Annotated in this window: 10 protein-coding genes and 3 pseudogenes; 7 read left to right on the forward strand and 6 right to left on the reverse strand. The window is 68.7% G+C overall.

Annotation, left to right across the window (positions count from 1 at the left end):
* Positions 1 to 977: 977 nt before the first annotated feature.
* The 4 genes and pseudogenes from ACZ7JA_RS29025 to ACZ7JA_RS29040 all read left to right on the forward strand — a co-directional run bounded on the left by ACZ7JA_RS29025 (position 978) and on the right by ACZ7JA_RS29040 (position 4881).
* Positions 978 to 2213: a sialidase family protein gene (locus ACZ7JA_RS29025; protein WP_470811305.1), complete on the forward strand. Its 1236-nt coding sequence runs from the start codon at positions 978 to 980 to the stop codon at positions 2211 to 2213.
* Between the two features lie 827 nt (positions 2214 to 3040).
* Positions 3041 to 3850: a formate/nitrite transporter family protein gene (locus ACZ7JA_RS29030; RefSeq protein WP_470811307.1), complete on the forward strand. Its 810-nt coding sequence runs from the start codon at positions 3041 to 3043 to the stop codon at positions 3848 to 3850.
* Between the two features lie 146 nt (positions 3851 to 3996).
* Positions 3997 to 4113 (forward strand): annotated as a pseudogene (locus ACZ7JA_RS29035) (YbjN domain-containing protein); the annotation flags it as partial.
* Positions 4114 to 4308: 195 nt separating this feature from the next.
* Positions 4309 to 4881, forward strand: a complete 573-nt coding sequence (locus ACZ7JA_RS29040) for a hypothetical protein (protein WP_470811309.1) — start codon at positions 4309 to 4311, stop codon at positions 4879 to 4881.
* A gap of 659 nt (positions 4882 to 5540) precedes the next feature.
* On the opposite strand, the gene ACZ7JA_RS29045 is transcribed toward ACZ7JA_RS29040, so the two are convergent.
* From ACZ7JA_RS29045 to ACZ7JA_RS29055, 3 genes are all read right to left on the reverse strand, one after another.
* Positions 5541 to 6287 (reverse strand): SDR family NAD(P)-dependent oxidoreductase, encoded by a 747-nt coding sequence (locus tag ACZ7JA_RS29045; RefSeq protein WP_470811363.1) that lies wholly within the window; start codon positions 6285 to 6287, stop codon positions 5541 to 5543.
* Positions 6288 to 6765: 478 nt separating this feature from the next.
* Positions 6766 to 7896, reverse strand: coding sequence for a hypothetical protein (locus ACZ7JA_RS29050; protein ID WP_470811311.1), 1131 nt, complete (start codon positions 7894 to 7896; stop codon positions 6766 to 6768).
* 151 nt (positions 7897 to 8047) lie between these two features.
* A complete protein-coding gene (locus ACZ7JA_RS29055) occupies positions 8048 to 8191 on the reverse strand; it encodes a hypothetical protein (RefSeq protein ID WP_389298852.1) in 144 nt (47 codons plus the stop codon).
* A gap of 35 nt (positions 8192 to 8226) precedes the next feature.
* On the opposite strand from ACZ7JA_RS29055, the pseudogene ACZ7JA_RS29060 reads away from it, so the two are divergent.
* Positions 8227 to 8745: pseudogene (locus tag ACZ7JA_RS29060) on the forward strand (IS110 family transposase); the annotation flags it as partial.
* Between the two features lie 159 nt (positions 8746 to 8904).
* Positions 8905 to 9501, forward strand: a complete 597-nt coding sequence (locus tag ACZ7JA_RS29065) for a hypothetical protein (RefSeq protein WP_470811313.1) — start codon at positions 8905 to 8907, stop codon at positions 9499 to 9501.
* A gap of 341 nt (positions 9502 to 9842) precedes the next feature.
* Here the strand turns inward: ACZ7JA_RS29065 and ACZ7JA_RS29070 are convergent.
* A pseudogene (locus ACZ7JA_RS29070) lies at positions 9843 to 10115 on the reverse strand (transposase); the annotation flags it as partial.
* Between ACZ7JA_RS29070 and ACZ7JA_RS29075 the strand changes: the two are divergent.
* Positions 10077 to 10439: a hypothetical protein gene (locus tag ACZ7JA_RS29075; protein WP_450746675.1), complete on the forward strand. Its 363-nt coding sequence runs from the start codon at positions 10077 to 10079 to the stop codon at positions 10437 to 10439. The pseudogene ACZ7JA_RS29070 and the gene ACZ7JA_RS29075 overlap by 39 nt on opposite strands.
* Before the next feature lie 90 nt (positions 10440 to 10529).
* On the opposite strand, the gene ACZ7JA_RS29080 is transcribed toward ACZ7JA_RS29075, so the two are convergent.
* Both ACZ7JA_RS29080 and ACZ7JA_RS29085 read right to left on the reverse strand, forming a co-directional pair.
* Positions 10530 to 12065: a serine/threonine-protein kinase gene (locus ACZ7JA_RS29080; RefSeq protein ID WP_470811316.1), complete on the reverse strand. Its 1536-nt coding sequence runs from the start codon at positions 12063 to 12065 to the stop codon at positions 10530 to 10532.
* Positions 12066 to 12336: 271 nt separating this feature from the next.
* A complete protein-coding gene (locus tag ACZ7JA_RS29085) occupies positions 12337 to 13032 on the reverse strand; it encodes a type 1 glutamine amidotransferase domain-containing protein (protein WP_351673310.1) in 696 nt (231 codons plus the stop codon).
* Positions 13033 to 13164: the final 132 nt, after the last annotated feature.

Raw genomic sequence — 13164 nt, forward strand, 5'->3', positions numbered from 1 at the left:
GATGAGCCGGTCGGCGAGGAGGGCGGACAGCGGGGCGGGGGCCGTCGTGCCCGCACCCTAAGGGCGGCGCGCACGGCTGCGCTCCGACCGGGGAAGTCGCGCGACCCGAGCCCAGCCCGCTCGAGGGGGTGGCGGTCACCACTTGCCTGTGGAGAGGGGCGGGGCGGCCGGCGGGGCGCCGGGACCTTCACGGTGTGCGCCTTGGCCGGGGCTCGGGCTGCAGGACGCTACTCCCGGCATCGTTGGACGGCCCGCCGTGGAAGCAGCAACCGTGGATCAGGCACGAGAGGCCGTGGATCGTGGTCGTTCCAAACCATCCGCAGAAGAGGTGCGTAGTGCTTCAGGTGCCCCCGAGGACATGCCTGAAGTACGCGTACCGCGGGCGCACAAGGAGGTCGGGCTGGCATCCGGCCGACTGGCGGCTACGGGTTGGGGCGGATGGCTTGAACGCCGTTACTCGCGTACGCCTTGAGTCTCAGGGTGAGCAGGTACCGGCCGGTGGGGTGGTGGGGGGAGGGGCCGGCGACGATATCGGCCATGCCCTGCGGCCCGGGACCGATATCGTCGTCGGCCCCTGGGGGAAACTCCGCCGTTCAGCCCATCAAGGGCGCCGGACGCAACGCCGAAAAGGATCAGGCGGAGTCGCCCCGCTCCTGCCGGTCCAGCATCCCTCCGCGTCACTGGCCGCCCCGTGATACGGCGGTCCCGTATTCCGGCCGTCAGGCCCGGAGGAGTTTCCGCATGCGTGTCTTCCTGCCCCTGACCGCCGTCACCACCGCCGCACTCCTCCTCAACGCGGTCGCCGGCGCCAATCCCGCCGCAGCGGACCGAAACCCGGACAGCACACCACTGATCAAGGTGTCCCGGGGCGACCCGTATGCGGATTGCACCATCGGTAGGAGGTCCCCCGACAGCGTCGTCTACCCGGGCACCGAGGTCGAACCGTATCTGTCCGTTGATCCGCGCGCCCCAAGCGCGTGGTCACTGTGTTCCAGCAGGATCGCTGGAATGATGGCGGCGCCCGTGGCCTGGCGGCCAGCTGGACAACTGACGGCCACACCTTCCACCGGAGCGCGCTGCCGTTCAGCCTGTGTGCCCCCGGCGGCGCGGACTTTGAACGGGCCTCCGACCCTTGGGTGAGCACCGGACCGGACGGTACCGTCTACGCCAGCGGAGAGGGCGTCGACTTCACGAGGAGCACACGCAGCGCCCTCCTGGCCGCCACCTCCCGCGACGGCGGCCGCACCTGGCAGAACCTCACCACCACGCACGTCGACCAGCAGCCGTTCTTCAACGACAAGCCTTCGCTCACCGCCGACCCGGTCCGCCACGGCACCGCCTACCAGGTCTGGAACCGCCTCGACAACGATCCGCCCGGCCCCAGCTCCCTCGACGGTCCGGGTTACATCTCGCTCACCCGCGACGGTGGCCGCACCTGGAGCAAGGGCCGCGCCTTCGTCGACACCAGCACCGTCCCCAACACTCAGACCATCGGCCATGTGATCGTCGCCAACCGGCGCACCGCCACCCTGTATGACTACTTCGACCAGATCACCTACTCCGATGACCTGAACACCGTGACAGAAGCCCACTACGCGATGGTCACGTCGACCGACGCCGGAAAGACCTGGAGCGCGCCGGTGATCGTGGCCCGGGACACCTCTGTACCAGAGGTCGACCCGAACGACCCCGACAAACCGCTGCGCGCCGCGGCCACCCTGCCCAGCCCGGCCGTTGACCCCGAGACCGGCGCGTTGTACATGGCCTACGAGGGCTCAGACTTCTCCGGCGGTAAGTTCGACTCCGTCCAGCTCGTGCGCTCCACCGATGGCGGACGCACCTGGGAGACCCCGCAGCTGATCAGCCCGGAAGGCGTGCCGGCCTTCTCACCGTCGATCGCGGTCGACGAACGGGGCACAGTCGCGCTCACCTACTATGACCTGCGCTTTCTCAAGCCGGGTGACACCACCACCCTGCCCACCGCCTACCAGTTGGTCACACTGCCGCATGGAGACCCCGAGCGCCGGACCGAACGACGGATCTCACGGGTCTTTGACTGGCTGCAGGCGCCGTTCGCCGGGGGCTACTTCCTCGGCGACTACCAAGGCCTGGTGGCGGACGCAAAGCGAGTACGAGCGGTACTCACCGAGACCCACTCCGGCTCACCATCGAACCGCACGGATGTGTACACCGGCAGTCTCCGCACCCGGTGACCGACCCAGGACAGACATCCGATGCGGGTCGTGTCATAAACGATTCACGGGGTGGCGAGGCCGACCCCGGTGGTGAGGCCGGTGGCCCATGTGTCGGCCTGGCTGCGCCGCGGCTTGGGCTTCTCTCCCTCACCGGCCGTGCGATGCCGAGGATGTGCTCGAGCACCCATTGTTGTGCGCAGGTGAGCCTAATTCAGCCGAGTCGCTACGTGCGCGTACCCAGCACCCCAGTCAGCTGCCGAGGCCGGGAGTCTGACGGCGGCTCGGGTGCGGCGGTCCGGCGGCCGCCGGTCGGGGGAGTGGGCCCTCCCTTTGGGGAGCAGCGGGGCGGGGCCCGGCCGTCGTGTCGCTGGGGCGTGCCCGCGCGCGCTGCGCACTCGCGGATCGCGCGCTGCGCGCGCTCACGCCCGGGTGAGAGGCCGGGTCGCTGCGCGCCCCGGACGCGCCCTGCGCACGCTTTTCCTGCCCCTCAACCCCACCGTGCCCGCTGCGCGGTCCTCCGGCGGGCCCGTCCGGTGCCGGGGCAGTCGCTGTGCGTGGCCCCGCCGCCTGCGGCGGCCGGACGGGCGGGATCCTCACCGCTGCGCGGGGTGGATCTGACCTCGCGCGCGGTCCTGCTCGCGCCGGCGGCGGGCGCGCAGTGCTGCCTGGCGGCACTACGCGGGTTCAGCCGTAGTCGGCGGCTCGATCAGGTCTGTGAACTCTGCAGGGTCGGATGGCGTGGGTGACGGAATCCGGAGGCGGGCTGACCGAAGATCTCTCGGGGAACGTTCACGTCACTGGGCCGGGGAACGTTTCCGTGCTGACGCGAGACCGGAGGAACCGCCATGGAGCCGGATGACCAGATCATGCGGGGTCCCGGGGAGCAGAGAGTCGCTGAAGCGGCGGAACGCATCGTGGCCGAGGGCCGGCCACGGCTGCACCGCACCTGGACGTCGCTGGTGGCGACCTCGCTGCTGGGCGGTATCGACGTCGGTGTCGGTGTCATGACGCTGCTGTTCGTGCGGCACACGACCGGCAGCGAACTTCTGGCCGGACTGGCCTTCTCCGTAGGGCTCATCGCTCTGTTGCTCGGGCACAGCGAGCTCTTCACGGAAGGGTTCCTGGTGCCCGTCGCCACCGTCATCGCCGGCGCGGCCACCTGGCTCGATCTGGTGCGCATGTGGGCGACGGTCCTGGTGATGAACCTGATCGGCGGCTGGCTCTTCATGTGGCTGGTCATGCAGGCCTACCCGGACCTGCACCGCACCGCGGCTGCTCTGGGCGCGCACTTCGTCGACGCAGGCTACACACTGGGCACCTTCTGCCTCACCGTGCTGGGCGGCGGCGTCATCACCCTCATGACTCGCATGCATCACGGCACCGAGTCCATGACCGGGAAGATCATCGCATCGATCACCACCGCGTTCGTCTTGGCGGGGCTCGGGCTGTGGCACTCAGTGCTGGACTCCCTGATCGCGTTCGCCGGCCTGCACACCGGCAGGACGTCTTACGGTTACGCCGACTGGCTGAGGTGGCTGGCCTGGGCGGTCCTTGGCAACATCGTCGGCGGCCTCCTGCTGACGACCGGACTGCGCCTCATTCGCAGTGCCCCGGTGCTCAGCGCGGACGACGAGTCGGCGAAAGCCGACTCCTGACGCCCGCGAAGTGGGCATGAAGCCCCGCGACTCCATCTCGTCCGCTGACCACCGACCCTCCAGCCCGCTTCACCTACCGGCCTGCCCCTCAGTTTGTGTCCGGGGCAGGTGAATCGTGACCAGGCAGCGCACCGGGAGAGGAGCATCTGGACGGTACGGGGGTGAGCCTGGAGCACGCCGTCTCCTCCACGGTCAGCTGGGTGCGAGGCGCGATCGAGGTCGACCAGTGGCTCGTCGAGCGACTCCAGGTGCCCCAGAGCTGAAGCTGAGAACTTCCACCGAAGGCGGGCCGCACCCACTAGGTGCGGTCCGCCTTCGGTGTTCCGCGCTCATGGGGTGTCGTCCTGGCGCGCCGCAGCATGAGGGTCAGGGCGTGGGTCCGCACGCGGCCCGGTGTGGCGGAGTGCCGGAGGTGTTAGGGATCCCCAACCCCCGCCCCATCACGGCAGGATGTGGGCATGAACGAAGCATGGGCCGCCATCATCGCGGCCATTGCCGGCGGTGTATTCGGCATCGCAGGCATCCTCGCCGGCATCTATGTCGGCCGCCGACAAACGAGCGACCAAGCCGACGTCGAACACCAGCAGTGGATACGCGGGCAACGGCAACAGACCTACACCCGGTTCCTCGCCGCCTGGGATACCGCCATCAACCAGACTGGACCGATCCTCACCCACCTGAGCGACCACCTCAGGCTCGGCGGAAGCCGCGGCATGCAGGGCTGGGCGCTGAACGTAGCGACAGTGGTGAGGGACCTTCTCGGTGCGACGGGGCCGGCGGTGAAGGCTGTGGAGAGTGTGCAGTTGCTCGGTCCGGCGGACGCGGCGGCCAGGGCGAGGGCGATGGGGGACGGCTTGAACGACGTGGTGAACGAGTTGGTCACGTTCGCTCGTGATGAGCGAACACCGGATGAGGTGGATGACAAAGGGATGGAGCTGGTGGAGCGACTGCAGCAGTTGCACGAGCTGCGTGGCCTCTTCTTCGAAGAGGCGCGGATGGTGATGGCGAAGCCGCCGTCTCCGGGGGTGTGAGCGGTGACCGGCAGGCGTGCGCCTGATCGTTGATCGGGTGCGCCGCGTGCACCGCGGGCCCTGGCCGGCCACTCCAGCCAGGGCCCGCTCCTTCGGCTGCCGATCCTGGACCGGGTGACGAAAACGAGCCCAGTGCCAATGAGCGCGACGGTACGGAACCGCGCGACGCGCACGAGACATGGCCCATCCGCGAGGAGCTTCCGGAACGCACCTGCGCATGGTGTGGCGACCCCGTCGCCTACAGCGGCCGAGGCCCCCGCGCTACTGCAGTCCGGTGAACCGCCGCCGGGCATAGGAAGTGCACACAGCATGGGCTCGCGCAGAGCGACCCGTCAGCGAGGGCGGCACGACCCGTGAACCGATCCGCGAGGTGATCCGGCAAGGACCGGGCGGCCAGTGACTCCCACAAGCTCGATGAGGGTCTCCTCGTTGAGTGAGGTCTGCCCTTCCAGCGACCAGAGCCGCCAGTCATCAGCGCGCTCCTGAAGCAGCTCCATGTCCACCCCGTCCGTGAAGGTTGCCGCCCTGTTGAGCGGGTGCCGATGGCGGGCGACGATGAGAGAACCCCAGTACCCCGTGTGATTGCTCCGTGTCTGAGAGTCACTGCTTGGCGGCGCTCGCTAACCCACGCCTCCAGGCCCAGACGCACGCTCACGCCCTCACTGTCGGCTCTCCCAGTCCCGCAGCCATTGTTCGAACTCCGTGGCGACGATGCGCTCGTCATGCACGCCGGCTGCGTCGTCGGAGGTCAGCCAGACGATGGGCGGGCCCATCACCGCCGGCCTCAGGAACCCGTGGCCCTCGGGGGCGACGACGTCCTGGGGCAGCATCCCGGTGGCCGTCGCGCCTCCGGGCAGCAGCAGGTTGACGGTGACGCCCGTGCCCCGCAGGTCGGCCGCCATGATGCGGGACAGCGCCTCGCTGCCGGCACGCGACGGCCCGTAGGGAACGAAGCCGGCGCGTCGCATGGTCGAGTGGTTGATCGAGATGTTGACGATGCGGCCACCGCCGGATGCCAGCATCCGTGGCGTGATCTCGCGGGCGACCAGGAAATAGCCGGTCAGGTTGGTGTCGATCACCGCGCGGAAAGCGTCGGACGGTACCTCCCAGAATCCCTGCGGCTGTGTCATGAAGCGCGGGTTGACTGTGCGCATGCCGATGCCGGCGTTGTTCACCAGCATGTCGATGCCACCGAGCCGCGACCACGCTCGGTCGACGGCCCTGGCCACCGACGACTCGTCCCGCACGTCCATTTCGACGCCGGTCGCCCCTGGCAGCCCTGCGGCGACGGACTCCGCACGCTCGCCGGACCGTCCGGTCAGCGCGACGGTGGCTCCCGTCGCGGCCAGGGCGGAGGCCATGGCGAGTCCGAGTCCGCTCGTCCCGCCGGTCACCAGCACTTTCATCGGATTACCTCTGTCCTGAGAACCGGCCTGGCAGGTCAACGGTCGCGCCCACCGCCGCGTTGACAGTCGCCGTTCCCGACCGTGGTCCTCGGTGGCAGGGCGTACCCGTGGGCGGAAGTCCGTGACCGGAACTATAGGGATTGGAGCACGCTCGAAGTCCAGCCGCGGCGGCTTATGGCCCGTCCGGATGGTATGCCCGAGGTCGTACGGGTGGCGCCGCTCAGGGCCATCCGGGTGACGTGGCCCTCAGCGCACGCTGGCTCACGCCCTCGCGGCTGCCGCGAGGGCATTCGTCACGCCGGTACGCGGACGCTCGCAAAGCTGAACCCGCACAGCGGTCATTCAAGCGAAACAGGCGTGGGCTGGTCTGGAATGACCGGCGTGTGCAGCCTGTACCGCCGACACGCTCGCCAGCGGTGAGCGGCGATGCGGGCACACGCACCCAGAAACCATTTACACCGGTATCGGTTCACTCGGTTCACTTCGAGGGCTGGTCACCGTGGTCGTCGCGGAGCGTGTCGCGACGTTCCTGCTCGCGCTTGGAGAAGGCGGCTGCCCGGATCGCCTCGTCACTCTCGAAGCCCGAGCCCAGCGCGCCGCCCACCGTGGCGACCGAAGCGACGAACCAGGACAGAGTCCAATACTCCGCGGCATGCAGTGGGGTCCGTGTCATGGAGGCGAAGACGCGGTCGTTGAGGATGAACAGGGCCCACACCAAATTGATGACGATCAAGCCTCCGTAGCAGACGATCACCCCGATACCCACGGTCATGACCGTCGAGGCGTTGTAGAGGCTCGTCCTCTTCCTCTCCTCCGGCGAGGTGTCTGTTGATCGATGCCACAAGTGCGCGTTCACGATCAGCCAGCCGATCATGAGCGTCACAGACCCCACCATGGCGATCAGAAGGCGTGGCGTACTCAGGGCCTCGGACAGGCTCCAGATGGTGGAGTTCATGGTGGCGATGGCTCCCGTGGCGAGGGCGGCCGCCAGGGCTTTCGTCAGCCCCGGCACCAAGCGCCACGGCTGGTTGGCGCGGACCATACCGCCGAGCACCCTCAGGTAACCGCGCGGCCCGCTGACGACGTACCGCAGATCAGCGGTCTCCTCCTCACCGATAGGGCCCCGGTGAATCGGCGCGAGACGACTGACGAAGCGCCCCAGCGGCTGACGCTCCGGAGGTTTCTCAGCCCCGGTGGCTTGCGGACTCGCCAAGCTGAGCACGGTTTCTTCCACCGCCCGCATGGCTCTTGTCTGAAGACGCAGGCCTCCCAGCGGAGGAAGGGACAGTAGCGCCAAGCCGTGCTCATGACTCAGATCCACGACGAGCTTGCGCCCGTGCGTGTGCAGCGGAAGATCGGTGAGGGCCACGACGATGTCCCAGTTCTCCCCTCGCCTGCGGTCCAAGATCCTGCGCGTCAGTGTGGACAGGTCCTCGGTCCCCGCGGTGAAGGGCTCACTGACCACCTCCACCGCGAACCGCCGCCCTTGCCCCGACTTTTTGGCGAGCCGGGCAGGAAGTACCCGGGCCATATGCTGCGCGATCTCCGTCGGCGCATCCGGATCCGCCAAGAGAGCCACGACCGTAACGCCCTGCGACGACTCCCGCATGACCGGACCCTCCTCGTCGGATACCCCGGCGCTCACCAGTGCCCAAAATGTCCTGGATGTAACGTTGCCGCCTATGACCGCTGCCGATTCGCCGACGGAGGTCAATGTCCTGTTTCATGCGCGAATTGCGCAGGCTTGAGATACTGAATCTTCACCAGTAGGCGCGCACCAGACCCGCCAGCGCGCCCCCACGCTGCTCCTCGCCCGCTACGACGGCGAGCCGCAGCCGCGCATGGTCGCCCGCACCACCCTTCTGCGCGGTCCCGCGCAGCACGAGCTGGCCGATCGCATCCACCCCGCCGACCCCGACCACCCGGTCCGGGCCGATGAGCCGACCACGGCCAACGAGTCGTCTACGTACCAGGCCGGACGGTCAACGGCATGGCCGGCGCCTACCGGGGCGAGGCCAAGACCGATGCCCGCGACGCCTACCTCATCGCCGAGACAGACCGTTTGAGAAGGGACTTCGCCCCCCGTCGAGGTGCCCACGAACCAGATTGCTGACCTGGCTCTGCTCACGACACACCGCTCCCACTTGATCGCCGACCGGGTCCTTCTGCTCAGCCGTCTCCACGACGTGCTCAGCGGCATCAGCCCTGCCCTAGAAGCGGCCTTCGACCACGCCGGCCACAAGGGCGCCCTGGTCCTGCTCACCGGCTACCAGACCTCCGGCGCCCTGCGCGGCTGCGGCCAGGCCCGTCTGACCCGCTGGCTCGCCGCACGAGGCGTGCGCCACGCCGAAACGGTCGCCGCCATCGCTCTCACCGCAGTGCATGCCCAGCACATCCAACTGCGCGGCCGCGACAGGACACGGCCGCGGGCATCACCGCGGACCTGGCCACACAAGTGCACCGCCGCTGCGAGGGCAAGGCCGAGCACTTCCTCGCTCTCGTCGGCATAGCTGCCGCCCCCATTGGCTACCGCCGGCTCAGCAGCTGAGCCGGCTCAAGCCTGCTGTGTCGGTGGCAACCCATAAGGTGCGCGCAGCGTCTCCGAGGAGGAGGTTCCGTGGGATTTTCGGGTCACCTGGTCTTTGCTCGTAGCAAGCGTCCGCTGCTGGAAGCTCCCGTGTTCGACGGCATTCATCAGGAGCTGAAGGACACCGTGCGTGCGTGGTGGCCGCGACCGGGCGGTTGGCAGACCCTCCAGTTCGATCACGGACTATGGGAAGAGGAGTACCTGTCCGCCCTGGTCGGATGGACCGGCGCACCGGCCTGCGTCGCAGACGTCTCTGAGAGCGACATCGCCCTCGTGACCGGGCTGGGAACCAACAGGCAGCATTGGCAGGCGTGGCTCAACCTGGATAACGCTGCGGCACTCCTCACCGAGGAACCCGAGGATCTGGACGACGTGAGCCTTTGGGTGGGCACACCCGAGTTCAACGAGGCTGTGAGGCGCAAGCGCGCGGAGCTCGAAGTGAAAGTTCCAGCCGACGCTGAAGGCGCCCTTGTTTGGGCGGCAGCGGCTGGCATCCCAGCCACAGGGCAGCAGCCCCGGATCGAAGAGCTACTGCGCTCGCGGGAGACCTTGGCGGAGGACCTCTTCAGCGCGCTGCTGGACGAGTTGGGCTTTCCCCAGGCCGCCCAACCCTCACCGGAGCCATAAGAAACGACGTCTAAGACTCCGCCGACCTAGTCTTCGTCCTCCAGGCCTGCCGTCCGTCGGTGAGTGTTTCCCCAAGCCTGGCGAGCAAGATCGACGGTATGGTTCCGCGAAGTCGTCTAGTGGGGAGGGAGCGAGAATATGCGGCCTGATGGGGCTGAGGTTGCCGAGACACCGATGCCGGAGGTGCTAGAAGCGCTTGCGGATCGGCTCGAGGAAGAGACAGTTGCGTCTTTGGAAGCGCTGCGTCAGCAGGCCGCTCGTCTACGGGCGGAAACTGCTGCAACGGTGGCCTCTCTGCGAGAGCAAGCTGCTCGTTTGCGTGATGACCGAGACTTCCGCTGCTAAAAGGTCCTGACAAAGGCGTTGGACGTGGCGGTGATGAGGCAGGTGGCGAGGCAGAGGAAGGCCTCGAGGATGTGGTCGCGTCGTTCCCAGCGGATGCGTAAGCGGCGAAAGCCACGGAGCCAGGAGATGGTGCGTTCCACCACGCTGCGGACAATACCCAGGCCAGAGCCGTGTTGCACGCCTCGCTCAGCGATCACGGGTCGGGTGCCGCGCTGCCAGAGGAGGCGCCGGTGCTTGTCGTGGTCGTAGCCGCGGTCGGCGAGGAGCGCGTCAGGCCGGCGTCTGGGTCCGGCGCCATCCGCACCGAGTGGCGCGGCATCGTCGCCGACCGGCTGGAGAAGTATTCCGCCACGGGTGCCTACTCCGACGAGGCCGAGGCCGTAGCCGCCGCCATGCGCTCCGGGAACATGACCAAGCGCATGTCCCCGCCCACCGTCGTCGCCGACGCCATCGGCAAGGCCGTCACGGGACGCCGGCCCAGGACCCGCTACGCTACCGGCTTCGGCGCACGCCCCCTCATCGGCCTACGGCGCCTCCTCAGCGACCGCGCCTTCGACACCCTGGTCTCCCGGTCGATGGGTCCCCCTCGCTGATCGCACCCGCAAGGCCAGGAACGCGGCACATCCGACGACCGAACGGCGGCGTCAGTCCTCGATGCACGGCCGCAGCAAACTCCACGGCGGTCAGACGCGGTCCGGTGTGTGAGCCACGGTCTGGGCACGCACCGACGCCGAACTCGCCCGGCGCGTCGTGATCTCGCGCGTGCAGTAGAGCGCGATGGCCGACACGCCCACGGCGAGGGGGACCCATTCCGGTGAGACGAACCAGACGTACTGGAACCAGAACCGATGATCCGACACCACTTCCCTGAACGTGCCGAGTACCGCGAGGGTGTTGACGCCGACGAGGCTGTAGCCGATTCCACGCGTCCGGCGCCTCGCCCGGGGGGTGAGGGCTGCGGTCACGGCCAGGAGACCTGCCAACGCGAGAGTGGAGATCCCGCCGACGCGAAGCCAGCGACTCCAGTCGATCCCGCCAAGCGATGCGTCGTCGGCAATGGACACCGCGACCACCACGGCGTAGGCGCCGAAGAGGAGCATCGGCGCGAGGAATCGGAGCGACAGGGCCACGTGTGCCTGCCAGTGGGGTCGTGCCCGGACGGCGAACCACGCGATCAGCCCTCCAGTGGCGACGGCGACCGCACCGGCGCCGCTGGCTACGTCGCGACCGTCGGAGACTCCGTCGAGATTGACCGCGGTCACCGTGGCGGCCACCAGCGTGGCGAGGAACCAGACCGCAACCGCGATCCAGGAGCGCGCCACAGCAGGCTTCCCGGAAGCCGAGCCGACCGAAGGCGGCGACGGCAGAGGCTCCGGCAGCGGCGCGGTCGCCGCCGGCACGGGATCGGACGCGGCCGCGAGCCTGCGCAGGGCCCGGGCGGCGTCGGCGGCGTCCGCGTACCGCTCTGCGGGGTCCTTGCGCAACAGCTTGAGCAAGGGAGCGTCCCATGCCCCTGGCACACCCTCGGCCGCGGAACTGGGCGCGGGCGGCTGCTGACTCAAGTGCGCCGTCAGGTAGCCGACACTGTCCGGGGCCTGGAACGGCAGCCTGCCGGTGACCAGTTCGAAGAGCAGGCAGCCCAGGGCGTACAGATCGCTCCTCGGTTCCGGGTAGCCGCGCGCCTGCTCCGGTGCCATGTAAGGGGGCGTGCCCACGATGAACCCGGTCTGGGTCAGCCGGTCCGCGGTCGCGTAGGGGTCGGCGGCGCGAGCGACACCGAAGTCGAGCACCTTCACCGATCCGGCAGGTGTGACAAGGATGTTGGACGGTTTGATGTCCCGGTGCAGGATGCCGTGAGCGTGCGCGTCACCCAGTGCGTCACAGATCTGAGCACCCCAATGGGCCGCCTCAGCGAGATCGACGGCCCCTTTGCGGATCTTGGCATCGAGGCCTTCGCCACGCACCAACTCCATGACCAGAAAGGGCGCCGTGCCGCTCTGCGTAGTGCTCTCGCCCAGATCGTGGACGGTCACGATGTGCGCATGCTCCAGCCGGGCCGTGATCCGCGCTTCGCGCAGAAAGCGCGCGCGGGCCTCATCGCCACGGCTTCCGCCGCCGGCGAGTAGGGAGATCACTTTCACGGCCACCGGCCGGTCCAGCGTCTCGTCCCGCGCCTCCCACACCTCGCCCATGCCGCCCTCGCCGAGCTGCCGGACCAACCGGTACCGGCCCCCTAGTAGCTGGCCCTCCACAACGCCCCCCCAATCGTGGACTCACCGTGACTCTGCGCCCCGAGCCCCTCGATCATGGCACTCGGCGCAGTGCATCACACGCGATGTCAGAGACACCGGGGGAAGCGATTTCAGCTCTTCCCTGTACGACGTCGCTCGGACGAGGCTCAAGCGTGTGGTCGGCCGCGCGCTCCTGGGTGGTTCGGGGCGAGCCCTTTCACCGGCGCGCGGCCGTCACCGCATCCGGGGTGCCCCGGGATCAGCCCAGCCGCTTCAGCAGCTCCTGCGCCACCCCCGCCGAGGAGGCCGGGTTCTGACCGGTGATCAGATTGCGGTCGACGACCACGTGCGGCGCCCACGGCGCGGCCGTCCGGACGTCGACGCCCGCCTCGGTCAGCCGGTCCTCGAGCAGCCACCGGACACGAGGGGCCAGGCCGCCCTGCGTCTCCTCCTCATTGGTGAAGGCGGCCACCGGGCGCCCGGCGAAGGCGTTCGCCCCGTCGGCGCGCACCGCCGCGAGCAGCGCGGCCGGACCGTGGCAGACGACGGCGAGCGGCTTGCCGGAGTCGAGGGCCGCGACGAGCAGCCGCCCCGAGTCCTCGTCCACGGCCAGGTCCTCCATCGGCCCGTGCCCGCCGGGGTAGAAGACCGCGGCGAAGTCGTCGAGGTCGACCTCCGCCAGCTTCACCGGCTCCCGCAGCTCGGTCATCTCCTCAAGGCCGCGCGCGATGTCGTCGGCCCGGTCCTGGCCGCCGTTGACCTCGGCGGCCAGGCTCGCCCGGTCGACCGGGGGCAGCGTGCCGCCCGGCGTGGCGACGACGATCTCGTGGCCGGCGGCCTTCAGGGCGCGGTAGGGGACCACAGCCTCCTCGGCCCAGAAGCCGGTGGGGTGCTTGGTACCGTCGGCAAGGGTCAGGCGGTCGGCGCCGGTCAGCACAAAAAGAATCTTCGTCATGGTCGTCTTCTCTCGGTAAGTGCGGCTTACGGGCAAAACGTAGGCGAGCCGACCCATAGGCAACCAATGAAGTCCTGGATGACAGACATTGGATCCTCTATGGGTCACTGAGGCGTGGGCGCGCGGAATACT

It is taken from the genome of Streptomyces sp. NPDC038135 (assembly GCF_055601245.1).